The sequence below is a fragment of the Pseudomonas sp. NFACC32-1 genome, assembly GCF_900101215.1.
In the GTDB taxonomy this organism is placed as follows: domain Bacteria; phylum Pseudomonadota; class Gammaproteobacteria; order Pseudomonadales; family Pseudomonadaceae; genus Aquipseudomonas.
The window spans coordinates 193,906-220,831 of sequence record NZ_FMUL01000010.1 but is presented as its reverse complement, the minus strand read 5'-3'; the positions used below and the strand labels follow the sequence as shown (position 1 = coordinate 220,831).

Annotated in this window: 29 protein-coding genes; 11 read left to right on the top strand and 18 right to left on the bottom strand. The window is 58.7% G+C overall.

What is annotated here, in order from left to right; translation table 11 throughout:
• Positions 1-873 (top strand): calcium-binding protein (locus BLP99_RS17100; RefSeq protein WP_143007958.1); only part of this gene is annotated, 873 nt, incomplete at its 5' end.
• A 261-nt stretch (positions 874-1,134) separates the two neighbouring features.
• Here the strand turns inward: BLP99_RS17100 and BLP99_RS17095 are convergent.
• Positions 1,135-1,518 carry a winged helix-turn-helix transcriptional regulator gene (locus BLP99_RS17095; protein ID WP_072391217.1) on the bottom strand — a complete coding sequence of 128 codons (384 nt, stop codon included), beginning with the start codon at positions 1,516-1,518 and terminating at the stop codon, positions 1,135-1,137.
• 101 nt (positions 1,519-1,619) lie between these two features.
• Here BLP99_RS17095 and BLP99_RS17090 point away from each other — a divergent pair, with 101 nt between their 5' ends.
• Complete coding sequence (locus BLP99_RS17090) at positions 1,620-2,738, top strand: NADH:flavin oxidoreductase (RefSeq protein ID WP_092181152.1); 1,119 nt, start codon at positions 1,620-1,622, stop codon at positions 2,736-2,738.
• A gap of 511 nt (positions 2,739-3,249) precedes the next feature.
• Here BLP99_RS17090 and BLP99_RS17085 read toward each other — a convergent pair.
• From BLP99_RS17085 to BLP99_RS17075, 3 genes are read right to left on the bottom strand one after another with little or no spacing between them, the layout of a single operon-like run.
• Positions 3,250-3,891, bottom strand: coding sequence for a LysE family translocator (locus BLP99_RS17085; protein ID WP_092181149.1), 642 nt, complete (start codon positions 3,889-3,891; stop codon positions 3,250-3,252).
• Positions 3,892-3,925: 34 nt separating this feature from the next.
• On the bottom strand, positions 3,926-4,246 hold the full coding sequence (locus tag BLP99_RS17080; protein WP_072431092.1) for an AzlD family protein: 321 nt from the start codon (positions 4,244-4,246) through the stop codon (positions 3,926-3,928).
• Complete coding sequence (locus tag BLP99_RS17075) at positions 4,236-4,955, bottom strand: AzlC family ABC transporter permease (protein ID WP_072431091.1); 720 nt, start codon at positions 4,953-4,955, stop codon at positions 4,236-4,238. Before BLP99_RS17075 ends, BLP99_RS17080 begins: the two co-directional genes overlap by 11 nt.
• 122 nt (positions 4,956-5,077) lie before the next feature.
• Here BLP99_RS17075 and BLP99_RS17070 point away from each other — a divergent pair, with 122 nt between their 5' ends.
• Together BLP99_RS17070 and BLP99_RS17065 are read left to right on the top strand one after the other, a co-directional pair.
• On the top strand, positions 5,078-5,959 hold the full coding sequence (locus BLP99_RS17070; protein ID WP_072458833.1) for a LysR family transcriptional regulator: 882 nt from the start codon (positions 5,078-5,080) through the stop codon (positions 5,957-5,959).
• A gap of 230 nt (positions 5,960-6,189) precedes the next feature.
• Positions 6,190-7,071, top strand: a complete 882-nt coding sequence (locus tag BLP99_RS17065) for a PhzF family phenazine biosynthesis protein (RefSeq protein WP_034138534.1) — start codon at positions 6,190-6,192, stop codon at positions 7,069-7,071.
• Positions 7,072-7,165: 94 nt separating this feature from the next.
• On the opposite strand, the gene BLP99_RS17060 is transcribed toward BLP99_RS17065, so the two are convergent.
• The 9 genes from BLP99_RS17060 to BLP99_RS17020 form a co-directional block, all read right to left on the bottom strand.
• Positions 7,166-8,059, bottom strand: coding sequence for a DMT family transporter (locus tag BLP99_RS17060; RefSeq protein ID WP_197432264.1), 894 nt, complete (start codon positions 8,057-8,059; stop codon positions 7,166-7,168).
• An 81-nt stretch (positions 8,060-8,140) separates the two neighbouring features.
• Positions 8,141-9,190: an alcohol dehydrogenase gene (locus tag BLP99_RS17055; protein WP_072431089.1), complete on the bottom strand. Its 1,050-nt coding sequence runs from the start codon at positions 9,188-9,190 to the stop codon at positions 8,141-8,143.
• 59 nt (positions 9,191-9,249) lie between these two features.
• The gene (locus tag BLP99_RS17050) at positions 9,250-10,002 is read right to left on the bottom strand and encodes an SDR family oxidoreductase (protein ID WP_072431088.1); all 753 of its coding nucleotides are present in this window, start codon (positions 10,000-10,002) and stop codon (positions 9,250-9,252) included.
• A 10-nt stretch (positions 10,003-10,012) separates the two neighbouring features.
• Entirely contained in the window at positions 10,013-11,254 is a 1,242-nt protein-coding gene (locus BLP99_RS17045) for a bifunctional alpha/beta hydrolase/OsmC family protein (RefSeq protein ID WP_092181145.1), read from the bottom strand.
• A gap of 33 nt (positions 11,255-11,287) precedes the next feature.
• Entirely contained in the window at positions 11,288-12,403 is a 1,116-nt protein-coding gene (locus BLP99_RS17040; RefSeq protein WP_072431086.1) for a flavin monoamine oxidase family protein, read from the bottom strand.
• On the bottom strand, positions 12,404-13,072 hold the full coding sequence (locus BLP99_RS17035) for a cupin domain-containing protein (protein WP_072431085.1): 669 nt from the start codon (positions 13,070-13,072) through the stop codon (positions 12,404-12,406).
• A 59-nt stretch (positions 13,073-13,131) separates the two neighbouring features.
• Positions 13,132-13,473 (bottom strand): carboxymuconolactone decarboxylase family protein, encoded by a 342-nt coding sequence (locus BLP99_RS17030; RefSeq protein WP_218124375.1) that lies wholly within the window; start codon positions 13,471-13,473, stop codon positions 13,132-13,134.
• Positions 13,474-13,534: 61 nt separating this feature from the next.
• Complete coding sequence (locus BLP99_RS17025; protein ID WP_072431083.1) at positions 13,535-13,816, bottom strand: hypothetical protein; 282 nt, start codon at positions 13,814-13,816, stop codon at positions 13,535-13,537.
• A gap of 62 nt (positions 13,817-13,878) precedes the next feature.
• Positions 13,879-14,652 (bottom strand): SDR family NAD(P)-dependent oxidoreductase, encoded by a 774-nt coding sequence (locus tag BLP99_RS17020; RefSeq protein ID WP_034138527.1) that lies wholly within the window; start codon positions 14,650-14,652, stop codon positions 13,879-13,881.
• 285 nt (positions 14,653-14,937) lie between these two features.
• Here BLP99_RS17020 and gcvA point away from each other — a divergent pair, with 285 nt between their 5' ends.
• The gene (gene gcvA / locus BLP99_RS17015) at positions 14,938-15,849 is read left to right on the top strand and encodes a transcriptional regulator GcvA (protein ID WP_072431082.1); all 912 of its coding nucleotides are present in this window, start codon (positions 14,938-14,940) and stop codon (positions 15,847-15,849) included.
• A 70-nt stretch (positions 15,850-15,919) separates the two neighbouring features.
• On the opposite strand, the gene BLP99_RS17010 is transcribed toward gcvA, so the two are convergent.
• Together BLP99_RS17010 and BLP99_RS17005 are read right to left on the bottom strand one after the other, a co-directional pair.
• Entirely contained in the window at positions 15,920-16,330 is a 411-nt protein-coding gene (locus BLP99_RS17010) for a hypothetical protein (protein WP_331717120.1), read from the bottom strand.
• Positions 16,331-16,440: 110 nt separating this feature from the next.
• Positions 16,441-17,355, bottom strand: coding sequence for a LysR family transcriptional regulator (locus BLP99_RS17005; RefSeq protein ID WP_072431080.1), 915 nt, complete (start codon positions 17,353-17,355; stop codon positions 16,441-16,443).
• Between the two features lie 393 nt (positions 17,356-17,748).
• On the opposite strand from BLP99_RS17005, the gene BLP99_RS17000 reads away from it, so the two are divergent.
• The 4 genes from BLP99_RS17000 (at position 17,749) to pgm (ending at position 24,128) form a co-directional block, all read left to right on the top strand.
• Positions 17,749-18,774 (top strand): zinc-dependent alcohol dehydrogenase family protein, encoded by a 1,026-nt coding sequence (locus BLP99_RS17000; protein ID WP_072391226.1) that lies wholly within the window; start codon positions 17,749-17,751, stop codon positions 18,772-18,774.
• Positions 18,775-19,435: 661 nt separating this feature from the next.
• Positions 19,436-20,923, top strand: coding sequence for a hypothetical protein (locus tag BLP99_RS16995; RefSeq protein WP_092181142.1), 1,488 nt, complete (start codon positions 19,436-19,438; stop codon positions 20,921-20,923).
• A gap of 75 nt (positions 20,924-20,998) precedes the next feature.
• Positions 20,999-22,396, top strand: coding sequence for an aminotransferase-like domain-containing protein (locus tag BLP99_RS16990; RefSeq protein WP_092181139.1), 1,398 nt, complete (start codon positions 20,999-21,001; stop codon positions 22,394-22,396).
• 91 nt (positions 22,397-22,487) lie between these two features.
• Positions 22,488-24,128, top strand: a complete 1,641-nt coding sequence (gene pgm / locus BLP99_RS16985) for a phosphoglucomutase (alpha-D-glucose-1,6-bisphosphate-dependent) (protein ID WP_072391235.1) — start codon at positions 22,488-22,490, stop codon at positions 24,126-24,128.
• Positions 24,129-24,312: 184 nt separating this feature from the next.
• On the opposite strand, the gene BLP99_RS16980 is transcribed toward pgm, so the two are convergent.
• Together BLP99_RS16980 and gspH are read right to left on the bottom strand one after the other, a co-directional pair.
• The gene (locus BLP99_RS16980) at positions 24,313-24,924 is read right to left on the bottom strand and encodes a type II secretion system protein GspJ (protein ID WP_072391238.1); all 612 of its coding nucleotides are present in this window, start codon (positions 24,922-24,924) and stop codon (positions 24,313-24,315) included.
• Complete coding sequence (gene gspH / locus BLP99_RS16975; RefSeq protein ID WP_092181136.1) at positions 24,921-25,373, bottom strand: type II secretion system minor pseudopilin GspH; 453 nt, start codon at positions 25,371-25,373, stop codon at positions 24,921-24,923. Before gspH ends, BLP99_RS16980 begins: the two co-directional genes overlap by 4 nt.
• Before the next feature lie 119 nt (positions 25,374-25,492).
• Here gspH and BLP99_RS16970 point away from each other — a divergent pair, with 119 nt between their 5' ends.
• Complete coding sequence (locus tag BLP99_RS16970; protein WP_092181133.1) at positions 25,493-25,924, top strand: general secretion pathway protein GspC; 432 nt, start codon at positions 25,493-25,495, stop codon at positions 25,922-25,924.
• A gap of 26 nt (positions 25,925-25,950) precedes the next feature.
• On the opposite strand, the gene gspI is transcribed toward BLP99_RS16970, so the two are convergent.
• The gene (gene gspI, locus BLP99_RS16965; protein WP_092181130.1) at positions 25,951-26,325 is read right to left on the bottom strand and encodes a type II secretion system minor pseudopilin GspI; all 375 of its coding nucleotides are present in this window, start codon (positions 26,323-26,325) and stop codon (positions 25,951-25,953) included.
• Positions 26,326-26,475: 150 nt separating this feature from the next.
• On the opposite strand from gspI, the gene gspG reads away from it, so the two are divergent.
• Positions 26,476-26,925, top strand: a complete 450-nt coding sequence (gene gspG, locus BLP99_RS16960) for a type II secretion system major pseudopilin GspG (protein ID WP_072458825.1) — start codon at positions 26,476-26,478, stop codon at positions 26,923-26,925.
• Position 26,926 lies beyond the last annotated feature (1 nt).

Genomic DNA, 26,926 nt, shown 5'->3' with positions numbered 1-26,926 from the left:
ACCCTGGACGGCGGTGCCGGCAATGACACCTATTACGTGGACAACGTCGGCGACACGGTGATCGAGCGCGGTGCTTCGATTCTCGAAGTCGACAGCGTCATTTCCTCCATCAGCTACACCCTCGGCGCCAACCTCGAGGCCCTGACCCTGAGCGGCACAGCCGGCATCAGCGGCACCGGCAACGGGTTGAACAACCGCATCACGGGTAACGCCGGGGCCAACACCCTGGACGGTGGCATCGGTATCGATACCCTGGCCGGCGGCACGGGTAATGACACCTATGTAGTGGACAACCTCAAGGACGTGGTCAGCGAAACCAGCACCCTGGCCAGCGAAATCGACACCGTACGCTCCTCGGTGACCTGGACCCTGGGCGCCAACCTGGAAAACCTGACCCTGACTGGCACGGCCGCCATCAACGGCACCGGCAATGCCCTGGGCAATGTCCTGACCGGTAACGTCGGCAACAACGTGCTGAACGGCGGCGCAGGCAACGACCAACTCGATGGCGGTGCGGGCGCCGACATGCTGGTGGGCGGGCTGGGCACGGATACCCTGACAGGTGGCGAGGGAGCCGATCGATTCGTCTTCAGTGCACTGAACGAGTTGGGCAAGGGGGGGATTCGCGATGTCATTCTCGACTTCAACAGCCTCCAGGGCGATAAGCTTGACCTGTCGAAACTGGATGCCAACATCCTGACCATCGCGATCAACCCGTTCAGCTTCATCGACTCGAACGTCTTTACCGGTGCAGGGCAGTTGCGCTTCGTCGATAACGTACTCTACGGCAATATCAACGGTAGCCTGGACGCGGATTTCGAGATCCAGCTGGTAGGGGTCAATACTTTCAGCGCCAACGACCTGGTCGCGTGACGAGGCTACTCGCTGGCTGAAATAAAAAGCGCCGCTCGATGAGCGGCGCTTTTGTTTCTGTTCTTGCTTACGCCTGTCCCGGGAAGAAATAGAGAGGCCTATACAGCTCTCCGCGCCTGTGGTCAGCAAGGGCACAGAGCGCGTCGTCACCAAAAGAGGGCAACCCCGCGCGCGCATATCCAGTGGCTGGCGAAGTGGCCTGACGCGGTGAGATCGGCGTCACCTGTCGTTACTGGAATAGGGCGGTGAGGCGAAAAAGAATCACACCGCCGGCTTTTGCTCCGCGGCCTCGTCGAACTTCGACCGGGCCGCTTCGACCTCGGGTAGTTTGTCGAGCGTCCATTTATGCAGTTCGCGAAATGGCTGCTGCAGCGTTTGACCCAGTGGGGTGATCTCATACTGCACCGCCACAGGTGAGAACGAAATGATCTGGCGCGAGACGAGACCATTTCGTTCCAGTCGCCGCAGGCACTGTGTCAGTGCCTTCTGGGTGACGCCCTCCAGGCGGCGCTTGATGGCGTTGAAGCGATGCGGTCCGTCATCGAGCACCGCCAAAACCATCATTGACCACTTGTCCGCGATCTGGTCGAACAGCGCCCGGCTTGGGCACTCCGACGAAAAGCATTGCGGCTTCAATTCCAGCATCGAAGTTTCCTCATGTATACCAAGGCGACTTTAAGTGCCTAATTGACATCAGGTTTACAAAATATACTTTATGGCCTCCGAAAACAAATGGAGTCCATCCGATGTCGATCCCCGATACCAGCATCTTATTCCGTCCTTTTTCCATCCGGTCGCTCGAACTGAAGAATCGTATTGTCATGGCACCCATGACGCGTCTGTTCTCACCCGATGGCATTCCGAGTGAAGCGAGTGCTGCCTATTACCGGCGACGAGCAGAAGGAGGTGTCGGGCTGATTCTGTCGGAAGGCACCGTGATCGATCGTCCGGCATCGCGTAATGATGGCGGCATCCCATTTTTTCATGGCGACGCGGCGCTGGCGGGATGGAAAAACGTGATCGATGCGGTCCACGGCGCGGGCGGACGCATGGCCCCACAGATCTGGCACACCGGTTCCACGCGTTACATCAACGACTGGGAGCCGGATGCGCCAGTGGAGAGCCCTTCGGGCCTCGTTTCGCCAGGTGATCCGCGTGGCGTGGCGATGAGTGAAGAGGACATTGCCGACACGGTAGCAGCGTTCGCCAAGGCCGCAGCAGATGCCAAGCGACTGGGCTTCGATACCGTGGAGATCCACGGAGCCCATGGTTATCTGATCGACCAGTTTTTCTGGTCTGGCAGCAATCTGCGCACCGACCGCTACGGCGGCCCGTCCATCAAGGAACGCTCGCGCTTTGCCAGCGAGATCGTGTCTGCTGTTCGTCAGGCGGTGGGTCCTGAATTCCCGATCATCATGCGTGTCAGCCAGTGGAAGCAGCAGGACTACGGCGTGCGCATAGCTGAGACACCCGCAGTGATGGAGGACTGGCTGCTGCCACTGGTCGAGGCCGGTGTCGACGTCCTGCACTGCTCGCAGCGACGTTTCTGGGAACCTGAGTTTCCCGACATTGACGGTGAGAACGGGCTGAACTGCGCGGGATGGGCGAAGAAGGTCACGGGAGTCACGACCATCAGCGTCGGTTCGGTCGGGCTGGATAACGATGTCACTCACGCTTTTGCCGGCGAGGGATCGCTCCCGGCCAGCCTGGATCGGCTCGTTGAACGCATGGAGCGCGAAGAGTTCGATCTGATCGCCGTAGGGCGTGTCCTGCTGAGTGACATGGATTGGGTCGCCAAAGTGGAAAAAGGCGATTACGCAGGCCTGAAGGGCTTCAATCCGGCATCTTTGGCTGAATTGGTTTGAGCCTCATCGGGCGGTGGAGAGCGTGACGCCACAAAGGTCCTAGCCTGAAGACAGCAGCGGTCTGGCCTCGGATGTTGCGAGGTCGAGACCGTGACCCGTTGTCGAGTGTGCCCTGACTGTTAATGGTTGAACCCGTTGAGGCCACTCAACACCTGTGAACAGGATTCTCTTGCAGCCTGTGGCCCGGGCGTTTACGCGCAGGCCATGGAGCGTCACAAGCTGTCCGGGTCCCCAAAGAACATTTTGACTTGGCTCTAGGACGGTAGTTTCAGTTTGAAAAAGTCTTGATGTGCCCCCAATTTTGCCCCCAATCCTATGCCGTACACGAGCGATCACGAATGACGATTCCTGACACGGACTGGGGTGGCAATGTAATTTTCAGTTCTATTTTGAGTACCTGCCGCGCTCAAAAGCGTTTTTAAACAGCCTCGGCCAAAAGCGGACTGTTGCGCAGTGTCTTAGCCGGCCTCCGAGCGGCCCAGCTAAGCTAGGCCAAAGGCGCAGGTTTATCTCAAGAAACTGGGCGGCGTACCGTCAAAATGGCAGCGCCGAAGCAGATGAATGCTGAGCCTACGAGCCTGCCGATCCATATGGAGAGTGCTGGGCGGGTCAGTACACTTTTGACCTGAGCCGCAGCGGCGGCATAAACGCTCAATGAAGCCAGCGACAAACCCATGAAGATGAAGGTGAGTAGCAGGAATTGTGGCAGCAGCGCGACGTCCTGGTTAATAAACTGCGGGAACAGGGCGGTAAAGAATATCGTTGCCTTAGGATTGGTGACGGCGGTCAGGAAAGCCGACTTGTAGAGTTTCATACGTGACGGTGTAATCGCTTTGCCATCCGGCTGCACTTCCTGAATGAGGATTGGATGCTTGTTGAACAACTGCTTCACGCCCAGATATAAGAGGTAACCGGCACCCAGGACTTTCACCGCATTGAACATCCATTCGGAGCTTGCGAGCAGGGCGCCCAAGCCAGACACCGCAGCAGCCGATAAGCAGAACAATCCGCAAGCGTTGCCCAATGATGACCATACGGCATAACGCGGCCCAAATGCCAAACTGTTATTGATCGCCATAACGGTCGCAGGGCCAGGGCTTGCGATGGCAATCGCTGCGACTAGGGTAAAAGCCAAAACTGAGTGCGGATCCATATTTCATGTCCATAGGTGGTTGAGAGGGGGCATATTACAAGACGACCTGAAGCTGCCTGAACAATGCTGCCATCAAAATCCCGGCTGCAATCGCCGGAAGAGATTTGTGCAGTGTTAGCATCACGATGGCGGTCGTTAGCAATGCGAGTCGCGCGCCGTTATCACCCGTAATTGCCATCGGTGTCAGCACCGCCACCAGTACCGATCCGGACATGGCACTGATGAATTGCTGCACCCGGTAGTTGATGGGCACAAATGACATCACGAATACGCCGCCCCACCGGGTGGCGAGCGTGACAATTGCCATGATCAGAATGATGTACAGCGTGCCGAAGCCTGAAGTTTCAATGCTCATTCTTTTTCTCCGGCCAGAAGGCGCCCAGTAAACCGCCGGCCAATGCTCCAGTAACAACGTGACTGTTTTCAGGCAAATACAAGTAGGCCGATAAGGACGCTGCGGCCGCCACACTCCAGATGATCAACATGCGCAGGTTTTTTTGGCCTCCGAGCACCATCGCGAGAAGAAAACAGCCCATCACCATGTCGAGGCCCAGACTCACTGGGTTTTGAATGACGCTTCCAAACTTCAGCCCCAGCCAACTGCCAAGCGACCAAGCCGACCACAGCGCAAGACCGCCCCCAAACAGCAGTCCCATGCCTCGCTTGCCGCTGTTGAACGCCTGCATCGACATCGCCCAGTTGGCGTCGGAAACCACCATCATCACGCCGTAACGCTTGGCGCGTGGTAGTTCGCGTAACCAGGGGTACAGGGTTGCTCCCATCAACAGATGGCGGGCATTGATCGCGAATACCGTGATCACCAACGGTATTACCGGGACGTGCTGACCCCAGAGGTCAAGCACTGCAAATTGTGCTGCGCCAGCGAATACCAGAATACTCATTAGAAGAGTTGACGCTTCGCTCAGCCCTGTCTGCGCGGCAGCAAGCCCGAAGGCAATCGCAAAGACCACAACGAACATGGAGATCGGCAAGAGCTGTTTGAAGCCGCTCCATATTTCGTATTTATCCAACTCTACGGAGCTTGCATCGACACTTAACACCATTCCACCTCACTGGATCAGGTTGTACCTCTATTCAGGCGCCATTTTGGGGGCGCTGAGCGATCCAAGAAAAGCGAATAAGTTTTATAATCGCCATTCGAGTTTCGAATTGCTAAGGTTTAGTGATGCACTCCAAGGATTTGCAGATTGACTGGCTACGAACCTTCCTGGCGGTGGTTGATACTGGTTCCATGACGGCGGCGGCGCGACAGGTATCGCGCTCGCAGTCAGCGGTGAGCATGCAATTAAAGAAGCTAGAAGATAGCATCGGTCGCCCGTTGCTCAACCGCGAGCCTAGGCAACTGTCTCTGACGCCCGCTGGCTTCGATCTGCTGGGCCATGCGCGCAAGTTACTAGCGTCTCACTCGACCCTGGTGCTTGCTATGCATGGTGGGGCTCTTTCCGGGCGGGTGTCTTTTGGCGTTCCTGACGACTATGCAGTGCCGTACCTGGTGCCGGTGCTCAGGCACTTTGCTGCGCGCTTCGGTGAGGTCGAGGTCACGTTGGTGTGTGAAGAGTCCACAGCGCTGCTGGCAAAGGTTGATCGAGGTGAAATCGATTTGGCGCTGGTGACCCGTGATGCACCTTCACGTGGTGAGTTGCTCTTCAGGGAAGCCTTGGTGTGGGGCGCCGCTGAACAGCACGAGATCTGGAAGCGCAGCCCGCTACCGATTGCAGTGCATGAATTAGGCGGACGGTTGCGTACCGAGATACTGGCAGCGCTTGAGGCTCAGCAACGTGAGTATCGAGTTGTCTACAACAGTCCTAATGTCAGCGGGCAAATAGCTGCTGCTCAAAGCGGAATGGCAGTTGCTGTGCTTACGCGGTGCAGCCTTCCTCCCACTCTAAAGATGCTCGATGCGCGGCAAGGTTTACCCGAGCTTCCGGTAATTGAAGTCGTGCTGATGCGGAGCCGGGATTCAAAGGGATCTCGTGCCGTGGATACGCTGTACGATGAGGTCGTGGGTTCCCTAAGAGATCCTCTATGTGTTGAACGAGCTAAATAAATCGGGCTTTGAACTGGACAGACATGACGGGGGCTCTGGGAAAATTACTTCGCTCAGATAGAATAATTCGACTCTTCGGTGCTATTTGCTGTACCTAGCAGGATATTTAAAAGATATGCACATGAGGGGCTTTGAATTGTACTCATAAATCAATGTGCTGACTGTAGCTGTATCCAAAAAGGGTAGGAAACTAAAATTCAGTGACTCTCAACCCTATTGGACGACCAATCATGCACAGCGTCAGTTTTAAGCAAGTTGATGTGTTCACTTTCGAGCGATACAAAGGTAACCCTGTGGCAGTCGTTCTCGATGCGAAGGGGCTGTCGGACGCCGAGATGCAACAGATTGCCAATTGGACGAACCTTTCCGAAACCACTTTCGTATTACCGAAAACTCAAGAGCAGGCCGATTATCGCGTTCGCATTTTCACGCCTGGATCAGAGCTCCCGTTCGCGGGCCATCCCACTATCGGCACCGCACACGCTCTTATAGAGGCCGGCGCCATCGTTCCCACCGACGGCGTCGTCGTTCAAGAATGCGGTGCTGGGTTGGTGCGGCTTGATGTCACCATTGACGAGGCCGGAAAGCAGTTAATCTCGTTTGAGCTCCCCCATCCGAAATTCGAGCCATTTGATGCTCAACGTATTGATGAATTGGAGGCCTGTTTGGGCACATCCATATCACGTGAGTATCCACCTGTTCTTGTTGACGTCGGTGCACGTTGGGTTGTCGTCCAGCTCGCCAGTGCTCAGCAGGTGATTGCGAATAAGCCTGATTTGCAGAGTATGAAGGTAAGCAATCTACGCGATAGAGCAACTGGGGTAATTGTGTTCGGCAAGTACCCGGTTGACGGCACTGCAGATGTAGAAATACGCGCTTTTGCTCCAGCTTGCGGTGTTAGCGAAGATCCCGTTTGCGGCAGTGGAAACGGAGCCATGGCGGCTTTTATCCGACATACCGGGCAGGCCGAAGCATTTGGCAGTCAATTCCGAGCCAGTCAGGGTCAAATTTTGGGCCGCGCGGGTTTCATCAATCTCGAAGTGAGCGATGAGGTCATTAAGGTCGGAGGCGAAGCCGTTACCTGTATTGACGGCTTGATCAATCTTCGCTGATGAACGGTGTCCAGCTACCTCCGGTGGCTGGGCATGCCTAATCACCGTCACCAACTTTTGAAAGAAGGGGGGGAACACCCGTATCGGTGCGTCGTCAGAGTTTCTTTTGCTTGGTGGTCAATGAGACCCACGCGACACCGCTCAATGTCACTAAGGCCGAAATGCCGCTGAGCATTGTGATGTCCTCGCTGAGGATGAGAACGCCAAGTACCATGCTCAAGATGGGAACTGAAAGCTGAACGGCCCCGGCAGTAATAGTGGTCATTCGAACCCGTGCCCAATACCAAATCGCGTATCCAACGGCTGACGTTAAACCTCCAGCAATCACTGCATACCACGCCCCGGTAGTATCGACACGCAGATGATCATGTTGGTAAAGCACGAGCACAACAGCAAAGGGAATTGCCCCAAGAAAACTGCTCGCAGTCTTGACGAGTGGAGACTCGTTAGCCTTTCCCGCCACTGAGAAAGCGCCCCACGCGATTCCTGCAACCGCCATCAACGCGGCAGCATACGCAGGTGGTGCCGATGCGGATGGGGCGAGAAAAGCGATCATTCCGCCGAGAGCAACGAACAGCCCGAAGATGCTTGTGCGTTCCCCCCTCCGGAGCCCATAAGAAATCATAAGGACTTGTGCAGATGCAAAGAGTATCAATGCGCCTGCGCCGGTACTGATGTCACGGTAGGCGAAGGAAAAGGCGGCGACATATGTGAACAGGAAGATTGCGGCCCACCACTGCGCTTTGAGCTGTTTAATTTTTCCGCCCTGAGCCAGGAAAATTATCAGTAATGTCAGTGCGCCCGATATCACTCGGATGCCACTGAATGAAGCCGCATCGATGTCGGTCGTTTGAAAAGCTGCCCTGGTGAGCAATGAGTTGGCTGCGAACGCAATCATTGCAAGGCTCGTCATCAGAACGATAAAAGGCGCGACTGATGCGTTGCTAGCCGCTGTGTCAGTGCTCTGGCCTGAGCTCTTGAACGTCATTCTGAATCTCCATCACCGATTTCAATGCAATCGCAAGTGCGACAATGTGCGCTAGGTGTTAGCGCACGAGAGCGATGACGCTTAGGGCAAACCTTTCTGTGCCACACTTTCACCTGCGACAGTCAACACAATCCGGAATTTGGCTTCACCAGACTTCAACTTCTGAAAGGCCTCATTGGCTTGTTCGAGTGGCATGACCTCGATTCTCGGACGTACATCCGTGAGCACGCTGAAATCCAAGGTGCGCTCATTTTCGTAGGGTGTGCCTGTGAGGGATCCGCACACACTGCGTTCGCCGACGACTAACTGTCCAGACGAAACGGGCAGGGGTGACTTGTGTGCTCCAAGCAGAATCAACCTTCCTTGAGGTGCCAATCCGCCCACCACCGCAGACACCGCGTCGGGATGACCGACGGTGCTGACGATGGCCTGAGCACCGCCCAAGCTGTTGAGCGTTGCTGCAGCATCTTCGTTATTGGTATCGATATAAAGATGCGCCCCCAATGCCAGCGCATCATCTGCAATGTCTTGACCTCGGCCCACGGCGATGACTCTAAACCCCATGCGGCGCGCATACTGGAGCGCCATGTGTCCGAGGCCTCCTATACCAAGAATGGCCACGGTGTCACCCGCGTTGGCACCACATTTTTTTAGGGCATTGAAGGTCGCTATACCTGCGCAGAGGAGCGGGGCGGCCTCCACGGCGTCGAGCTCGTCGGGGATCGACACCAGTCCGCTGCTGCGAGCGATCATCAGCTCGGCATAGCCACCGTCACAGGTAGCACCAACGAAATGTTGGTTAGGGCAAAGTTGAAAGTTGCCCTGACGGCATTGGGCGCACTCGTTACAGTGTCCGCCGAGTCGGCCCACCCCTACGCGTTGGCCAATCTTCCAGATGGAAGAGGTGTGAGCGCCGAGCGCCTTTATACGGCCAACCACCTCATGACCTGGTACCCGTGGTGCTTGCAGCGTTGGATCTGCACCTTCGATGTCGCTTATGTCGGCACCACAGATGCCGCACGCTTCGACTTCAATCAATACCTCTCCGGTACATGGAGTAGGTATCGGGCGATCCACCATTTCGAGGACTCCAGGCCGGGTCACTTGCATTGCTTGGTAAGTATTTTTCATGGTCTTGTGTCCTATGGGTAGGTCAGATTTGACGTGAGTGGGTTCAGCGCTTCATCGATTCAAAGCTGGGCGAAGCCCCCGTCAACAACAATCTCCGCACCCAACATGTAGCGCGACTCATCACTGGCAAGAAACAGGACGGCTTGGGCAATCTCGTGTGGATCCCCTAAGCGGCGAGCAGGAATTCGAAGCGCCATTTGCCGCTTTGTCTCGGCCAATTGTTCAGGCGTGGCACCTTCCAATTCGAAGATTGGCGTGTCTACTGCACCAGGGCTTACGGCGTTGACGCGAATTTTTCGATCCATTAATTCGCATGACCACGAACGAGCAAATGACCGTACGGCTGACTTGGTCGCGGCCAAGGCAGAGAAACCACCCATGCCGACCGCATTTAGCCAGGCCGAGTTGAGTACAACGGAGGCGCCGTCACGCAGCACAGGTGTAATGGCTTGCATGGAGAAGAACAGACCTTTGACGTTGACGGCCATAAGCTCGTCAAAGCGAGCCTCTTCGGTAGTGAGCAGGGGTGTGGAGAACGCCACGCCAGCATTGCCGAAGAAAATGTCCAAACCACCTTCACCAAACGTCTCGGCAACCTTTCGAGCCATGCGTTGCATATCATTGAGGCTGCGTACATCGGCCTGAATCGTTGTCACTGCGCCGCCCAGTTCTGCTCCAACCCGTTTAAGACGTTCTGCGTCTCGGCCAGTAATGACCACCCGGGCTCCTTCTTCGACAAACAGCTGTGCAGTCGCCAGACCAATGCCACTGGTTGCGCCAGTGATCAAAGCAGTTTTGCCTCGTAGTCTCATGTTCAGTTCCTCAGGAGATCGGCTTAATGAGGGGTTCTTCGTCATCCACTAAAGCGTCGCTCTCAACTAGAGAAGTGCTGACGTCTGAACCGCGAACCAGCGTCATATCGACGGGGCATCTATCGGCGATGGCCAGAAGCTTTCGGCGCTGCTCATCGTCGAGAGGCCCGTTCAAAGTGATCGAACGGGTGAAAAGATCCGCAGGTGACTGGTCGTTTCGCTTGGCGTGCGTGACGTGGGCACTGGCACGTTGGAGCGGAATTCCTTTGCGGCGGGCATACATGCGCATGGTCATAACCGTACATGCCGCCAAACCTGCAGAAACGAGCTCATAGGGTGACAGTCCGCTTGCGAGCCCTCCCACGGATTTCGGTTCATCCGCGAGCAAATGGTGAGCGCCGGTGCTCAATCTGAGCTGGAACAATCCCGCTCCTGCCTCCTCTGCAGTTACACCTTCGCCCGTAGAGATATCGGCGATGTCATCGACCCATTTGGGCAGGTAGCGGGCGGCCCAAGCAGCGATTACTGATGCTGCATAGTCCGAGTCAGCCCGGCGTGTTAATAGATGGTTGGCATCGTCCAGCGAAACAAAACTCTTCGGGTGGCGCGCCGCGAGGAAGATCCTTGAAGCGTTGTTGATTCCGACCACATTGTCGCCAGGAGCATGCAAGACCAACAACGGCTTGCCCATCTGGGCAATGCGCTCTTCCAGATTCTGCTGTCGAGCGTCGTCTACGAATGATTTGCGTACTGTGAAAGGGCGACCACCCAGTAGAAGTTGCGCTTCGCCCTCTGTCTCGATCTGCGCGAGAGCGTCATTGTCGAACTGATGAAGGATATGTTTCACATCGGCAGGAGCACCGATGGTTGCCACTGCTTGCACGGAGGGCATTTCGGCGGCGGCACTCAACGCTGCCGCCCCACCCAAACTGTGGCCAATCAGTAATGAAGGAGGATGGCCTGCTTCAGTCATGGCGCGGCCTGCGGCGATGAGATCACCCACATCAGCGGCGAAAGTTGAGTGAGCGAATTCTCCTTCGCTACCCCCGAGTCCTGCGAAGTCAAAACGCAGTACACCAATCCCGTTCAGTGCAAGGGCTCGTGCAATTCGCGCTGCCGCGAGGCTTTCCTTTCCACAAGTGAAACAATGGGCAAAAATAGCCCACCCACGAGGTGTGGTCTGTGGACGCTCAATTCGTCCAGACAGCACTGTTCCAAGTGCTCCGTGAAAGTCAAAACGTTGATCTGGCATGTTCTCATCCTCAACGAATGGGGAAGTATTCGTTTAGTCCGGCAATGGCGATAAGGCCCGAATTGCCAGCGACGTGGCCTCAATGGCACCGGCAACGTATCCAGGGAACTGTGGTGACCATTCACTGGCGATGCCGGTGAGTCGCCCCTTCCAAATCCCTGAGCTCGCCGCAGCTTGGGGAGTGCTTGTGGGGTGGCCAGCCGAGCCAAGATCAGCTTCGGTAGCGGTCAAAGGATCCTGCGCCCAGTCCTTGATGAAGTCAGCGCGTGGTTCCGCTGCCTGTGATCCAAAGAGACGTACGAGTTGTGCACGGCTGTGTTCGCGCAGCACATCCTCGGGAACCGCTTTACGGACGTACGCAGGTACACCGAAGAAGCCAAATAGCGCCGCGCTGCCATCAGGCATGGAAGCATCGTGTATCTCGCCCAATGGGCCACGCGCACTCCGCGCGGCACCGGACAGCCCCTGCTCACGCCAGAATGGTCTGTCGTAGATCGCAAGGTATTTGGCATGAGGCGCCATCCAAGTGGCAGTGTCTCGCCACTGTCGAGCCAACTCGGTTGGCAATGCTGGCTCAAACTTGATGTTTCGCTCTACCAGACGCGGAGGCATCGCCAGCAAGACCTGCTCTGCGCACCAGGTCGTGAGGTTTCCGGCAGAGTCTGTGCTATCAATTTCTACATTGGCCGGTGTGGCGCGAATCGAGAGGACGGTCTGATCGGTAAGCGTTTGTTTTGAGTCCAGCGATCTGCTCAGTGCGTCGATGAGTGCCGACATGCCACCTTTCAAGCGAATAGAGGCCGGTGAGCTGGCATAGCCGCGCGTGCGTGCCGGCGATTCACTCGACGCGCGTTCCACCATCATGTCGCCAGTGTCGAACTGCTCGAAGTATTCCAGGCCTAGCTGCACAATCAGTTGATGCAATTCAATTTGGAAGTCGGGCCAGAACCAAGTGGGCCCTAAATCAAATCGATCAGAGGTATGTGTCGACGCCCGGTCGTGGGGCGCTCTGACTGATGCGATTCGGCCTCCGAGCACATCACGCGCCTCCAGAAGGATGTAATCCTGGCGACCCTGACGTTCGAGCAGATAAGCGGCATACAGGCCACTCAAACCTGCTCCGACGATGACAGTGCGTACGTTTGGCATTTAAATTCCTGCCGTCAGATCGGCCAGATGACCTGTTTTGAGATAGACGGTGGCACCCTGTTCACCAGCGGTGATCGGGGGGATTTCTCCAGCGGGTGTGCGCACCCAGCTACCGGAGGTAAAAGAGCGCTCACTCACAACCACTTCACCTTCCAGCACCAACAACTCCGCGCCTTGTACGGGCGTGGAGAGGAGTGCTTCAGATGCTGGCAGTCGAGTTAGGCATACTTCCTCAGATTGATCTGAGAATAAGGGGCATATCTCTCGATTACCGTGACGAAGCCAATTGTTTGGGTCACTGGTATCAATCCGCACGTGTTGGGCTTCGTCGTCGCGCATTTGCTGAAGTTTGACGAAGATAGTCGCGCCCTCACTGCTGGAGGGGCGGTGTCCAGAGCCAGGTGGGTTACGCAGATACCAGCCAGCAGGATAATGTTCGTCGTCCTCAGAAAAAGTACCGGCCAACACCAGGATTTCCTCACCGCCTGGGTGCATGTGGTGTGGGAAGTACGAATCGGGTGCATACCGCACTATGCTGGTTGCACGAGCTTTCTCTGCCCCCACGCGATCCAGCATCACACGCTCGACACCGTTTTGAGGGGAGGAGACCCATTCATACTTGTGGGGTGCCACGAACGCGCGGCGCGAGAAATCTGAATTGATCAGCATGGGGATTCTCCAAATAACGCGCTGACAGGTGCCCCCTAGCGGGCACCTGTCGCTGCGGCTTAGTCCTTTGGAAGCTGTTGGTAGGTCTCGATGACACGCGCCGAATAGGTCAGCGCTGCACCAGCATTGAGAGCAATAGCGACGCCCAAGGCTTCGGAGATTTCTTCGAGAGTGGCACCAGCATCGACAGCCTTTTTGGTGTGCACTGAAATGCAGCCGTCGCAGCGCGTGGTAACGGCCACAGCGAGGGCGATCATTTCATGAAACTTGGCTTCCAAATGACCAGTCCTGGCGGCAGCGTTGTCGATAGTCATCAGGCCGCGCATAACGTCGGGGCTCTGTTTTGCGTAATCGCCTACGCGTTCCAGAAGGGTTTCACGGTAAGCGTTCCAGTCTTGCATCATGACGGTATTCCTCTTGAAAATTTGGGCATGCGTCGCCGTGCTGCGCTTGTAACGCGGCTTAAGCGGCTAGGTAGATGCGCACATCGGGTGCAGCATCGAGTAATGGTTTCAGAGCTTCGACGACGTCCGCTGTGAACAGCTCGCTTTGCAGGTATGCGCGTGCGTTTTCTGTGGTGTCAAAGCCGTGCAGCACTTGCACATCCTCATCGCGTACAAGCAGCTCTTTGGACTGCGCACCCTTGATGGTTTCGAGGAAGGGCGCCTTGTACGTCTGGTAGATGCCGGCGGCTTCAGCACGTTTGGCAGCGGCAATCTTGAGGTTGATTTGCAGATAGACCATATGCGTTTCTCCTTACCAGTGGTGCAGCAATGTCGGCAGGCGCGAGCGCCTGCCCGAGGTGATCAGTTGCGGCCAGCCATCACGCCGCCGTCGACATCCCAAATCGCGCCAGTGACCCAGCCTGCTTTATCCGAAAGCAGGAACGAGACGACTTCGGCCACGTCCTGTGGAGTGCCGACACGACCGATTGGGTGGAAACTGTTGAAACCTTGCAGTGCGCTATGAACTTCAGCTTTAGGAATAAAGCCTTCGTAGATCGGGGTTTGTACCACCGCAGGGGAGACCGCATTGACGCGAATTTGCTTGGGGGCCAATTCCATCGCCAGATGTTGGGTCAGCGAATGCAGACCGGCCTTGGCCATCGAGTAGGCCGACGATGGAGTGGCTGCAATGGCTTGTTTGGCCCACATCGAACCGATGTTGACGATCGCACCAGGCTTGCTCTTGGCGACCAGGTTGGCGGCTACTTTCTGAGTGATGAAGAAGAACGCTTTGTTCAGCTTCATGTACTGGTCGTAATCTGCACCCTCGTGTTCCAGAAATGGTTTAGGGAAGAAAACGCCAGCCGCGTTCACCAGCAGATCGACATCTGCATGCTGCTCATCAATGGCTTTGAGCAATGCGTTCAAACCCTCGCTGCTGGATAGGTCAGCGGTCACTGCCCATACCTGGCCCAATTTCGCCAGCTCCTGACGCGCCGCTTCGGTCTTATCCGGGCGGTTGCCTACAATTACAGCGCTACCACCGCCAGCCAGCACCATGCGTGCCGATTCCAAACCCATACCGCTGGTGCCACCGACGACCAACAGCTTTTTGCCTTTGAATTCAATGCTCATTTTGAAAACCTCGATTTACGCCTGTCGACGACAGGACTCAGTAAAAGAAAAAATATCTCGGAGCATCCAGCTCATGCCCTTACGCTAAACTGCATGTAGCCTCGTGGCGTCCATTTACCGCTTCATCGATGGATGCGCTTTTTCTGACAGAATCATTACGTCAGACTTCGAGTTTCCTGAGCAGGGACTTTGCTCCGGCTTCGATATGGGATGGATTCTTCGCTGATTTGCATACGCCGACAAACGAGATAAAGTGTTCCTTTTTAAAAGAAAATCTTTACCGACATGAAAACGCCCGTTCATCTGAATGCTCTACGCGCGTTTGAAGCCAGCGCCCGCCATCAAAGCTTTTCAGCGGCAGCGGCGGAGTTGAACGTCACACCCGCCGCAGTCGGACAGCTCGTACGCACCTTGGAGGATTGGCTGGGCGCACCACTGTTTCTGCGCAGTAGCAGTGGACGGGTGCGGTTAATACCTACTGAAACTGCTGAGCGTGCACTGCCGGATATTCGGGCCGGCTTCGACAGGTTGGTTCTCGGCATGGAGAGACTCCAGGAGGCATCTCCTTCAGGCGTACTCACCGTGGCGATAAGTCCTGCATTTGCTGCCAAGTGGCTGCTGCCAAGGATTGAGCACTTTCACAACGCTCGACCTGATACTGATGTGAGACTTGATACCAACCTAAAGCCTGTGGACTTCGTCGCTCAGCGTATTGATATCGGGGTGCGATACGGCGCAGGTAGTTGGCCAGGCCTGGTGGCAGAAAAGCTAATGGGGGAAGAGGTCTACCCTGTATGTTCGCCAAAACTGCTTAGCGAACATTGGCGTTTGCAAAAGCCAAGCGATCTGGCAAGCGAGACCTTGATTCATGATTTGTCGATGGATAGGCCTACGGGGTTTCTATCTTGGGACATGTGGTTGCAGACGGCTGGCGTCCCCAACGTTGCGACACGCGGAATGCAAATCAACAATTCAGCGGCGGTTCTACAGGCTGCCATCGACGGTCACGGTATCGCTCTCGCTCGAAGCGTGATGGCAGCCGATGATCTCGCGACGGGACGTTTAATACGTTTGTTCCCCGAGATATCGTGCATTTCGCCATTGGCTTATTACGTCGTGTATCGAGCAGAGTGCTCGAGTTTGCCAAAACTGTCCGCTTTTCGAGACTGGCTATTCGAGGAGGCAGCGTCGAAGTAAAGGAACTGACATTCGGAGCGGCTACCAATAGTTAGCCGCTTGAGGACGGCGCTCGCCCCGAAGTGCTTTACTACCTAACAGGCTGAACCACATGGCATTGACCTTCTGGCTGCAAGCAGGCCAGTGCCGAGCCGACCTGTAAGGTTTGAGGTTGGACGCCTACGTTAGATGGGCGACGCTGTAGCCAAAGGAGCCCGAACATAGCCAGCAGCATTGGAACCAGAATTAGACCGGAGGCGGTCGTCCAGCCATAGGCGTCGAGCAGTCCGCCAGATAGAAATGAACCGAAAACCATAGTGCCGAATACAACGAAGTCGTTGATCGCTTGTACGCGCGGCCCGTCTTCTGAGGTGTGACAGGTCAGCACCAAGGCAGAGGCCCCGAGAAAACCGAAGTTGCAGCCGACGCCAAGCAATACCAGTGCAAGCCAAAAATGGCCAACGCTCATCCCTAGCATCCCAACCAGTGCAGCCATGCCTATCAGCGCAAGCCCTAATTGCCCCTAATGTAGCAATCCACTGGAGGTGGATGGATCTCCATGGTCTATCAAAAGGCAGAAATGATCAGGATTAACAGCCTTCCTGACGACGCCTATAGACTCTCAGGGTCGCCGAAAAACATCTGAATCCGCGAACGCAACCAGCGCTCGCCCGGATCGTTGTCCTGGGAGCCGCGCCAGGCCATGTGCAGCTCGAAGCTGCGTACCGGGATGGGCGGGTCTTCGGCGCGTACGCCACCGGCGGAGGTCAGGGCCTCGGCGGTGTAGTCGGGCACGGTGGCGATGATGTCGGTGCCCGACAGCAGCGTACTCAAGCCGTTGAACTGCGGGACGGCCAGTACGACGTGGCGCTTGCGGCCGAGCTTTTCCAGTTCTTCGTCGATGAAGCCGCTCAGGTCACCGGCGAAGGACACCAGGGCATGGGGGCGGGCGCAGAATTCGTCCAGGGTCAATTGCCCGGGCGCGGTATCGGCCCGCAGCACCTTGGGCGAGCTGCGCCGCAGTACCTTGCGCTTGGCGTTGGCCGGCAGGTCGTCGGTATAGCTGACACCAATGGAGATTTCGCCGGACGTCAGCAGGCTCGGCATCAGGAGGTAGTTGACCCGGCGCACCACCAGCACGATGCCCGGCGCCTCGGCGCGCAGGCGCTTGAGCAGCATCGGCAGCAGGGCGAATTCGGCATCGTCCGAAAGGCCGATGCGAAACACCGAGGTGCTGGTGGCCGGGTCGAATTCCGCCGCCCGGCTGACTGCCGTGGAAATCGAGTCCAGGGCCGGGGAGAGCAGGGCGAAGATCTCGATGGCCCGTGCCGAAGGTTCCATGCTGCGGCCGGTGCGCACGAACAGCGGGTCATCGAACAGGCTGCGCAGCCGCGACAGCGCGGCGCTGATGGCCGGCTGGCCGAGGAACAGTTTCTCGGCGGCGCGGGTTACGCTGCGTTCATGCATCAGTGTTTCGAACACGATCAACAGGTTCAGGTCGACACGACGCAGGTCATTACGATTCATCTGGGGTCCTGGCAGATTCGGCAAGCTTGACGTGGGCGGCCATATGGGAACAATGGCCGGCATGAATCTTACGGGTAAAGGCTGGTACTCTGCACCGGCTAATTGAATTTTCCTAGGCTCTGTAGGGAAAGCCCTGATACTCGTTCATGCTGCGTTGAAAACGGCCTCGCAAGGCTCATGTACCCCGGTACGCTGCGCTTGCCCGGCTGTGTTCGCCTTGCCTGAGCTTGGTCCCAAGACGTTTCGTAGCCTAGGGGCGGGCCTGCAGGGCTGGTGGTTTTCTGATGGCGGAATCAATGACAGGCATGTCGACTATTAATAGCCACTGATGGTCTTGGGCACAAAGCCCGGATAGAGTTCAGGGCATTAGAGGTTACTTTGACGAGGTTTGCGATGTCCCGCACGATCCGTTTTCACAAGTTTGGTGGTGCCGAGGTGCTCAAATGCGAAGAGCAGACGACGGCTCTTCCTGCGCCAGGAGAAGTGCAGGTCCGCGTAGAAGCGATCGGTATCAGCTGGTATGACACCCTTTGGCGCCAGAACCTGGCGTCGTCCCAGGCTCGCCTGCCTTCTGGCCTGGGCCATGAAATGGCTGGGGTGGTCACCGCCGTGGGCGACGGTGTCGACGACCTGGCCGTAGGCGACAAGGTCGCCAGCTTCCCCGCCGAAAGCCCGAACGACTATCCGGTGTACGGCGAGCTCATCGTGCTGCCGCGCACCGCGCTGACCCGGTATCCCGACGTCCTGAGCCCGATCGAAGCCGCCGTGCACTACACGCCGCTGCTGATCGCCTATTTCGCCTATGTCGACCTGGCGCGGGTCAAGCCCGGGCAGTTCGCCCTGGTGACGGATGCCAGCCATTGCGCCGGTCCGTCCTTTGTCCAGTTGGGCAAGGCGCTGGGGGTGCGGGTGATCGCGGCCACCAAGACCTCCGATGAGCGTGAGTACCTGCTGTCCCTGGGGGCCGAGAAGGTCATCGTCACGGAAGAGCAGGACTTGCTCATGCAAATCAACAAGCTTACCGACAATCGCGGTGTCGACGTGGTGTTCGACGGCCTTGGCGGACCGCAGATGTCCTTGCTGGGCGACGTGCTGGCGCCACGGGGCAGCCTGGTGTTGTACGGCCTGCAAGGTGGCAATCAGACGCCATTCCCGGCCTGTGCGGCGTTCCAGAAGAACATCCAGTTCTTCGTGCATTGCATTGGCAATTTCACGGGCAAGCCGGAACTGGGTATCGTCCAGGACCACGTAGCGTTGCAACGGGCTCTGCGCGATATCAACCAATTGACGGCCGATCGCGTCCTGTTGCCCCTCAAGACCCGTGTTTTCCCGTTCGCCGAGTTTGTCGAGGCGCACCGCTACATGGACGAATGCCCTTGCCGCGAGCGTGTTGCCCTCCAGGTGGTCGATCCCGCCTGACGTCCGTCCCGCGCAAGAGTCGTCGCAACGGGCTCTTGCGCATCCTCCGACCCGACCCGGTCATCCCCGCCATCATCGTAGGCCAGTGAATCCGTGCTGACACGGTTGCTTGCGCCTGCCTTTCGTTCGAACCCACTTCGTTTGTGCCCCGGACAACTGAGCTGGTTTTTGCCATTAATCTGTATCTTCTAATCATTAATGAAGTCCTGATAATTGAACGCTGGTTTTCAGCTCAAGGAAGAAGTCGTGGTGCAATACACGTTTTCGGAAGGTCTTCGTCCTTCAATACCTGTTCAAGATGCTTTGGCCGTTATTGGGTCCGGGTTCTTCTATCGATTGTCAGAAGAACAGCGTGGGGCAGGCTGTTCACTAAAGTTCAGCATGTTCTTTGTTTTTTGTACTCATTATCTGTGGGACGTTGTCGGAAATCTCCTAGGACGCGCCCGTGGCTTGTTGAAAGCCAATGATTGTGCGGGTTTGAGCCGGACCCTGGACGCAAGTTGGTTGGCGCTCAATGTATGTGTCAAATAATTACGGCAAGCAAAGTTCAAGCGTATTAACAATACTCTTCGCAGTAGTAGAACAGATCCTCCAGCCCAACATGTCGCGCGGTCACATCAGTGGGTGCGAGGCCGATATTCGAATTTCCAGGTAAATGGTTATGAGTGCAATTCATGAGCAGGCAATGGTTCACGTGTATCAACAGATATTGCAGCGACTGCTAAGTTTCTATTCCCGTGCCGAGCGCACGGCGTTGCAGCTTTTGATACAACGCCTGATTGTCGCCGCCGGCGGCATCGAGCGGATCGGTGATTACCGGGTGCTGACGGTCCAGAACGGAAGCCGGGACAGTTTCTATGTCCTGACGGCCCTGAGGGCGGCGCAATTGAGCATTGCCGGCCGGCATCCGGTCACCTTCGACCTGCGTGTCGCCACGCCGCGGTTGGGCGAGACCACCCAGTCTACCCTGGAAAACATCCACCGCTGCTATAGCGCGCTGTTCGTCTACGATGATCCCCGGGTCGAACTGCTGATGAGCGATAACCGCGAAGTGGTGCCGTTCAATCACCGCCAGCCATTGTCGGTGGCCGGGCACGAATCCAATCGCATGGACATGCTGGTCCTGGGACACCTTCGCTCCCCCGATAGCCCCCTGGAGATCGGCGACGATGGCTATCTGGCCATGGCGGAGTTCTATCGGCACATGGCGCGCTGGGAGGCGGGGGTCGATTCCCTGGTGAGCAGCGATACGCCACGCCAGCAGAAGCAGTTCATGGCGGGCCTTCGACGGGCGACCCGCAAGATCGGCCTGGTCACCGAGCCAACCGGCACCTTTGACAGTCTGTTCGCGCAGCTCGATGGTCTTGGCGGCGATCTCTTCCAGCATTTCTATGGGGCGCACCGGGTCGGGGCGTGGAAACCCGAGGGCTGTTTCCAGGCCTGCCGTCGCGTCGGGCATATCGGTATCGACGACCTGATCGTCGAGCGCTCCGAGGAAACCAACTGGCCGCTGTTCAGCGAATTCCTGCGGGTGCGGACCGACGACTTCATCGCGTCTTCCCCCGAGAACGAATACCTCAGCCCGCCGCTGTCGGCTCATCTGCATGGCCTGCAGGCTTGCTACCTGCAGGGGCGCAGCTACGAGACGGGCTATGGCGACTATGTCCAACGGGCTGTCATGATCATGCACCGCAAGCAACTGCCGGAGCATGCCTGCGCGCAGGCCAACGAGCTGTTCGGTCCGCCCTCGGCCATTGCCGAGCGGCGTGCCCTGGCCGCCCTCGAAGCGCAGAAGACGCTGGGGCTCAACGAAGCGCAACTGGTGTGCATGCTGTTCGCGCCCTTTGTCGAAAAAGGCGCAGGCCTCGAGCATTTCCTGCGCTGCTGCCATCCCGGCATGCTGGTGGCGATGCCGGACTTGCACAAGGCCATGCAGGGCGCGCCCATCGCCGACCAGGTGGCGCAGTGGATGGTGGATGTCAGCGGCCTGTCCATCGACATGCTCGGCAGGCTCTATGGGGCGAGCATCGCGGCGCCGGACCAGGAAAACGCGTCCGGAGTCGATCCGCAACAGGGCCTGGACGACACCGACGATGACGCGCCGGGACTGGACGCCGATGGCTTGCGCGAACGCTCGGCCAGGCATTGAGGGGCGCGGCTTGACGGATTTATTCAACGACTGCCCGGCCGGTTCGGTGCTCGCATCAATGGCGAGCCTGAAGTCATGAAAGGAGGGCGGGAAACGGATTTCGCCTACCAGGCGGTCTATCGCTACCTGACGACGTTGATCAACGAACTGGGCGCCGATGCCCGGGTGCGCCTGCCGTCGTTGCGGCAACTGGCCGACCGCCTGAGCGTGTCGATCTCCACCATCCAGTACGCCTATTCGCTGCTGGAGAAGGAAGGGCGGGTCTATTCCATCGCCAAGTCCGGGTATTACGCCTCGCCGGTGCCCTGCGTCGCGACCCTGGAGGGGGGCGACGATTTGCTCGAGACGCTGTATGTCAATGCACGGCGACCGGGCATGCGAGTACTCAGCGCCGACGAGCCTGCCGCGCTGCAGCCCCTGGACAGTCCGCTGCTATTGCTTGAGCGCGAATTGTTGCGACAGTATCCACGCTCCTCCCAGATGCCTTCGCAACCCTGGGGTGAACAGGAATTGCGTACCGCCCTGGCGGCCCGCTATACCTCTTCGCCGGCCCGCTGCTGGAATGCCGATGATGTCTACATCGGTGCCGATCCGAGGGGCGTGCTGGAAATCCTCATTGCGGTCCTGGAACTGCGGGGCGCGACGGTCCTGGTGGAATCGCCCTGCGACTGGACCCTCCTTCGCCTGTTGCAAGCGGCTGAGGTCCGGGTGGTGGAGTTGCCCTTGCTGGGGGATGGCGAAATCAGCCTGGAGCTACTGGAACAATTGCTGGCCAACGAGTCGGTGCGCCTGGTGGTGCTCTCCTCTGTGCTGAACATGCCCATGGGCACGCTCGCGTCCGAAGGCAATCGTCGCGCCGTGGCTCGCTTGCTGGAGATGCATGGCACCTGGGTGCTGGAAAACGACAGCTACACGGACCTGGCATTCGAAACGGGTGCCACGCCTTTTCGTGACCTGCTGGACCCGGATCGGCTGATCGTCTATTCCACCTTCGAAAAGACCGTGGGCCCTGAAGCGCCGTACGGTTATGTGCTGTCGCGTCAGCTGACCCTGCCGCTGCAACGGCATTTCCTGCTGCGCGCGTTTCGTCTGTCGCCGATTCGCCAGAAAGCCATCGCCCGGCTGTACAGCAATGGTCGGATCGATCAGCACGTGCTGGTCCTGCGGCGTCTGTTGCGCGACAGCGCGGGCGCTACGACGCAGCTGCTGGGCGAGCGGCTGGGGGACAGCGTGCAATGGGTGCAGCCCCAGGGAGGTGCGACGATCTGGGTGCGCTCGTTGCGACGGGTGGATCCGCGGCGGGTGTTCCAGCGCCTGCTTGCCCAGCGGATCGTCATTGCCCCGGGGGAGCTGTTCAGCCTCCAGGGCCTGTATGCCCAGCATCTGCGCCTGACCCATGCCCTGGGCGGATCGGATGAGATGGACGTCGCGCTCTGGGCGCTGGTCGAGGCCTTGAGGCTCGAGCAATCGTAATGCAGGGCAATGGATCGAACCCATCGCGCCACGGTCGAACTGTCAGTAAACTGCATTCCATTTCCCAAGCCACTCCATTCAGAGGTTTTGCATGACAGTCAGTCCATTTGCGGGCAAGCCGGCGCCGGCAGAGTTGTTGATCGATATCCCGCGACTGGTGACGGCCTACTACACCGGCCGGCCCGATGCCTCGGTTGCCACCCAGCGTGTGGCTTTCGGCACCTCCGGTCACCGTGGCAGCTCATTCGACCTGGGATTCAACGAGTGGCACGTGCTGGCGATCAGTCAGGCGATCTGCCTGTACCGAGAAGCCCACGGGATCGACGGGCCGCTGTTCGTCGGTATCGACACCCATGCGCTGTCTACCCCGGCGGGTGCCAGCGCCCTGGAAGTGCTGGCGGCCAACGGCGTGACCGTCATGATCGCCGAAGGCGACGAATACACCCCGACGCCCGCGGTGTCCCATGCCATCCTCTGCTATAACCGCGGGCGCACCAGCGGCCTGGCGGACGGCATCGTCATCACGCCGTCCCACAACCCGCCGCAAAGCGGTGGCTACAAGTACAACCCTACCAACGGCGGTCCGGCCGATACCCACATCACCAAGTGGATCGAAGCCAAGGCCAATGAATTGCTGGCCAACCAGTTGGCCGGCGTCAAGCGCATCAGCTACGAGCAGGCGCTGAAAGCCCCAACCACTCACCGCCATGATTTCCTCAACACCTACGTGGCCGACCTGGTCAACGTCATCGATTTCGACGCCATCCGTGCCGCCGGCTTGCGCCTGGGCGTCGATCCGCTGGGCGGAGCGGGGGTGCGCTACTGGCCGGCCATTGCCGAGCATTACCGCCTGGACCTTGAGGTGGTGAACACCCAGGTGGATTCGACGTTCCGCTTCATGACCGTCGACTGGGATGGGCAGATCCGCATGGACCCGTCTTCCAGTCATGCCATGCAGGGGCTGATCGGCCTGAAGGAGCGGTTCGACGTGGCCTTCGCCTGTGATCCGGACCATGACCGCCATGGCATCGTGACGCCGTCCGGTGGACTGCTGGCTCCAAACAACTACCTGGCCGTCGCCATCGACTACCTGTTCCAGAACCGCCCGCAATGGCGCGCCGATGCGGCGGTAGGCAAGACGGTGGTCAGCAGCGGGCTGATCGACCGCGTCGCCCGGCGCCTGGGTCGTCGTCTCTATGAGGTGCCGGTGGGCTTCAAGTGGTTCGCCGATGGCCTGTTCGACGGTTCCCTGGGGTTCGGTGGCGAAGAGAGCGCCGGGGCTTCGTTCCTGCGCAAGGACGGCGGTGTCTGGAGCACCGACAAGGACGGCCTGATCCCGGCGCTGCTGGCGGCGGAAATGACCGCCCGTACCGGTCGTGATCCAAGCCAGGCCTACCGCGCCCTGACGGATGAGCTGGGCGAACCGTTCTCGGTGCGCGTCGACGCCAAGGCCAGCCCGCAGCAGAAGGCCTTGTTGAGCAAGCTTTCGCCAGAGCAGGTCGCTTCCACCGAACTGGCCGGTGAGCCGATCCAGAGCATCCTCAGCCATGCCCCGGGCAACGACCAGGCCATCGGCGGCCTGAAGGTCATGACCGAAAATGGCTGGTTCGCGGCGCGTCCGTCCGGTACCGAGGACATCTACAAGATCTACGCCGAAAGCTTCATTGGCGATGAACACCTCAAGCAACTGGTGAGTGAGGCGCAAGCCCTCGTGGATGGCGCCATCAGCTGACCTGTGAGGAGGACCGTGTGCGAGCCTGCCCGGGAAGGCGGTTCAGTGGGCGAAGAGGTTGACTGACCTACCGCTATCGCCAGCAGGCTCGCTGCCACGGAAATCCGGGTGAAGATCTCGGCGCCATCTCTATCCCTATGGGCGCGCGCCCACGAAATCGAGCGTCCAGGCGATGGCAAGGGGCTTATTCCAAAGGCCCCAGCACCTGCCGGTATTTCTCCAGGCCCTGGGGTGTCCGGCGGGTCAGGCTGATTTCGATGCCTGTCGGGTTGTCCCGGCGGTTGCCGCTGAGCTTGCGCCAGCCTTTTTCCACGTCCCAATACCGCAATGCGGCATCGCTGACTTCGCTGAGCACGGCCACCCCCGGCCCGGGGGCGGGCAGTGGGTAGTGGCTGCGGGCCGGGCCCTGGGCGCGGTAAAGCGTGTCGCCCTTGAGCCACCAGCGCACCCGTTGCAGCTGGCCTTCCTGGGTCGCGGAGACACGGATGACATCCAGGCGAAACCCCCGACCCTCGGTGCTGCGCACGGTCAGGGCGGGTGGGGCGGTGGAGGGTTCGTCGTCGACGCCGGGCTTCATCGGTTCGCTCAACTCGGTACTGGCGCGCAGGGCCACGTCGCGCTCCAGCTGGTTCAGCACCCGTAGCAGCGCTTCAGTCTGTTCGGTGCTGGCCTGCAGGTGGCTGTCGGCCCGGGTCACGCTGTCCAGCCCGCGCCAGGCGATCAGACTGACCACCGCCATCAGCAGGATCGCCACCATGACTTCCAGCAAGGTGAAACCTGTCTCCCGGTTGTTCATCGGACCTGTATCCGTCCGGCGTCACTGCGTTGCACGGTGAGGCTGTTGAGGCCATCCGACAGGCGAATCTGCAGGGGCTCGGCAATCCATTCGGCGCTCAGGACGACACGTGGCCCCGGTTCGATATCGACTTGCAGGGAGGAACTCTGCCAGCGACGCGGGCGCAGTTGCGGATCGTCCTTGAAACGGTCCAGGCCGGTCCCCTGGTCGGCACGACGGCTGAAGCCGAACCCCTTGGCATCTGCGCGCCAGGTGATAGGGCGCCCGTCGACGCGGGCTTCGGTCTGGGCCAGTTGCAGCAATTGCGCCAGACGTTCGGCGTCCTGGCGCAGCAACTTCAACGGATCGGGCCGGATACTCAGGCTCACGGCGACGCTGGCGATTCCGACGATCACCAGCACCACCATCAATTCGATCAGGGTGAATCCCCGCAGCCTGTCCCGGCCCATGTCGCGCTCCTTTGCGTTGAGCGTCATCCTGCACGGCGAAGATGATAAGCATGTGAAATAAAACGGAGAGAATTGACGCGTAAGCTGAATGTCGGAATCAATACAAGGAGAGCCAGGTCATGTCCTTCATAGAGCGTGTGTCGCCGGCGCAGATCGTCCAGGCGCTAGGCCTGTTGGCGGCGCTGGCCGGGGTGGCGACCTGGTCTTCGTTATTGACGACATCCGCCGAATCCCGCACACCGGACGTGACGCCGCAACGCATGGCTGAGCGTTCCGATAACCCGGCGTTGCAGTGGTTTTCCAGCCAGCCGGCATCAGTGGACATCAAGGTCAGCGGCGTCATGGCCGGTGCCCGCGCGGCTGTGGCGATCCTCAGCCTCAACGACGGGCCACCCCGCGGTTTCCTGGTGGGCGAGAGAGTGGCCCCCGGCATACGCCTGGTGTCGATCGAGGCGCAAGCGGTGGTGATCGAACGCGGCAACCAGCAGACCCGGCTACCCCTGGCCCGACTGCCGGATTCGGTGAGCCTGCCTTCCCTGATACGTCGTTGAACAGCGAGCGGACGCAGGTCCGGCGCTCATTTTTCCCGACCGACCAGCGTCTCCAGCCGGGCCAGTGGCGGCGCCTCGCGGCTGCGGTCGGACACGCTCAGTTCGACCCGCAGCATCCGCCCGTTCTCCGCCGGGCGCAGGCTCTGTTCACAGCGCAGCAGCAGTCGCCCCTGGTCGCAGTCCGATACCCGGGTGCCCGGGGTGAAGCGGCCTTGCAGACGCAACTGCGCCAGTTGGGTACGGGCGGCCAGCAGGGCGATGGATTTGTCGCGCAACAGGCCATTGCCTTGGGTCATCACTGCGGCCACGCGCACCGCGGCCGACATGGCCACGGCAATGATCGCCAGGGCCACCAGCACTTCGATCAGGGTGAAGCCGGCTTGTGGAGCGGGGCGGCACATGGCTAGGACTCGATCGGTGAAGGCAAGCCTGCAAGGCTAGCCGGGGTTCGTGACCGATTGAAGACGCAAGCTCCTGACCAATTTCAATATCACTGACATATTTTCTTGCAACACTGCGCCTCGAATCGAATCCAGCGAAGGACCGTCGAGATGCAGATCGCCCGTTACACCGCCCGTCCCCAAGGCCCCAGCGGGCAGCGCGGCTTCACCCTTATAGAAATCATGGTCGTGGTGGTCATCCTCGGCATCCTGGCGGCGATGGTGGTGCCGAAGGTGCTCGACCGGCCTGACCAGGCGCGGGCGACGGCGGCCAAACAGGACATTGGCGGCCTGATGCAGGCCTTGAAGCTCTATCGTCTGGACCACGGCAGCTACCCGAGCATGAACCAGGGCCTCAAGGTCCTGGTCGAGCGGCCGGTCGATGCCAAGAACAGCACCTGGCGTTCCTATCTGGAGCGCCTGCCCAACGATCCGTGGGGTCGTCCCTATAACTACCTCAACCCCGGTGCCAATGGTGAAGTCGATGTGTTTTCCCTGGGCGCCGACGGCCAGCCCGACGGCGACGGGGTCAACGCCGACATCGGTTCCTGGCAGCTGTAAG

Excerpts from the sequence above, each read along its gene's own strand:
- BLP99_RS17095 (WP_072391217.1), bottom strand. The coding sequence starts at position 1,518 with ATGCTGGAATTGAAGCCGCAATGCTTTTCGTCGGAGTGCCCAAGCCGG.
- BLP99_RS17090 (WP_092181152.1), top strand. The coding sequence starts at position 1,620 with ATGTCGATCCCCGATACCAGCATCTTATTCCGTCCTTTTTCCATCCGG.
- BLP99_RS17085 (WP_092181149.1), bottom strand. The coding sequence starts at position 3,891 with ATGGATCCGCACTCAGTTTTGGCTTTTACCCTAGTCGCAGCGATTGCC.
- BLP99_RS17080 (WP_072431092.1), bottom strand. The coding sequence starts at position 4,246 with ATGAGCATTGAAACTTCAGGCTTCGGCACGCTGTACATCATTCTGATC.
- BLP99_RS17075 (WP_072431091.1), bottom strand. The coding sequence starts at position 4,955 with ATGGTGTTAAGTGTCGATGCAAGCTCCGTAGAGTTGGATAAATACGAA.
- BLP99_RS17070 (WP_072458833.1), top strand. The coding sequence starts at position 5,078 with ATGCACTCCAAGGATTTGCAGATTGACTGGCTACGAACCTTCCTGGCG.
- BLP99_RS17065 (WP_034138534.1), top strand. The coding sequence starts at position 6,190 with ATGCACAGCGTCAGTTTTAAGCAAGTTGATGTGTTCACTTTCGAGCGA.
- BLP99_RS17060 (WP_197432264.1), bottom strand. The coding sequence starts at position 8,059 with ATGACGTTCAAGAGCTCAGGCCAGAGCACTGACACAGCGGCTAGCAAC.
- BLP99_RS17055 (WP_072431089.1), bottom strand. The coding sequence starts at position 9,190 with ATGAAAAATACTTACCAAGCAATGCAAGTGACCCGGCCTGGAGTCCTC.
- BLP99_RS17050 (WP_072431088.1), bottom strand. The coding sequence starts at position 10,002 with ATGAGACTACGAGGCAAAACTGCTTTGATCACTGGCGCAACCAGTGGC.
- BLP99_RS17045 (WP_092181145.1), bottom strand. The coding sequence starts at position 11,254 with ATGCCAGATCAACGTTTTGACTTTCACGGAGCACTTGGAACAGTGCTG.
- BLP99_RS17040 (WP_072431086.1), bottom strand. The coding sequence starts at position 12,403 with ATGCCAAACGTACGCACTGTCATCGTCGGAGCAGGTTTGAGTGGCCTG.
- BLP99_RS17035 (WP_072431085.1), bottom strand. The coding sequence starts at position 13,072 with ATGCTGATCAATTCAGATTTCTCGCGCCGCGCGTTCGTGGCACCCCAC.
- BLP99_RS17030 (WP_218124375.1), bottom strand. The coding sequence starts at position 13,473 with ATGCAAGACTGGAACGCTTACCGTGAAACCCTTCTGGAACGCGTAGGC.
- BLP99_RS17025 (WP_072431083.1), bottom strand. The coding sequence starts at position 13,816 with ATGGTCTATCTGCAAATCAACCTCAAGATTGCCGCTGCCAAACGTGCT.
- BLP99_RS17020 (WP_034138527.1), bottom strand. The coding sequence starts at position 14,652 with ATGAGCATTGAATTCAAAGGCAAAAAGCTGTTGGTCGTCGGTGGCACC.
- gcvA (WP_072431082.1), top strand. The coding sequence starts at position 14,938 with ATGAAAACGCCCGTTCATCTGAATGCTCTACGCGCGTTTGAAGCCAGC.
- BLP99_RS17005 (WP_072431080.1), bottom strand. The coding sequence starts at position 17,355 with ATGAATCGTAATGACCTGCGTCGTGTCGACCTGAACCTGTTGATCGTG.
- BLP99_RS17000 (WP_072391226.1), top strand. The coding sequence starts at position 17,749 with ATGTCCCGCACGATCCGTTTTCACAAGTTTGGTGGTGCCGAGGTGCTC.
- BLP99_RS16995 (WP_092181142.1), top strand. The coding sequence starts at position 19,436 with ATGAGTGCAATTCATGAGCAGGCAATGGTTCACGTGTATCAACAGATA.
- BLP99_RS16990 (WP_092181139.1), top strand. The coding sequence starts at position 20,999 with ATGAAAGGAGGGCGGGAAACGGATTTCGCCTACCAGGCGGTCTATCGC.
- pgm (WP_072391235.1), top strand. The coding sequence starts at position 22,488 with ATGACAGTCAGTCCATTTGCGGGCAAGCCGGCGCCGGCAGAGTTGTTG.
- BLP99_RS16980 (WP_072391238.1), bottom strand. The coding sequence starts at position 24,924 with ATGAACAACCGGGAGACAGGTTTCACCTTGCTGGAAGTCATGGTGGCG.
- gspH (WP_092181136.1), bottom strand. The coding sequence starts at position 25,373 with ATGGGCCGGGACAGGCTGCGGGGATTCACCCTGATCGAATTGATGGTG.
- BLP99_RS16970 (WP_092181133.1), top strand. The coding sequence starts at position 25,493 with ATGTCCTTCATAGAGCGTGTGTCGCCGGCGCAGATCGTCCAGGCGCTA.
- gspI (WP_092181130.1), bottom strand. The coding sequence starts at position 26,325 with ATGTGCCGCCCCGCTCCACAAGCCGGCTTCACCCTGATCGAAGTGCTG.
- gspG (WP_072458825.1), top strand. The coding sequence starts at position 26,476 with ATGCAGATCGCCCGTTACACCGCCCGTCCCCAAGGCCCCAGCGGGCAG.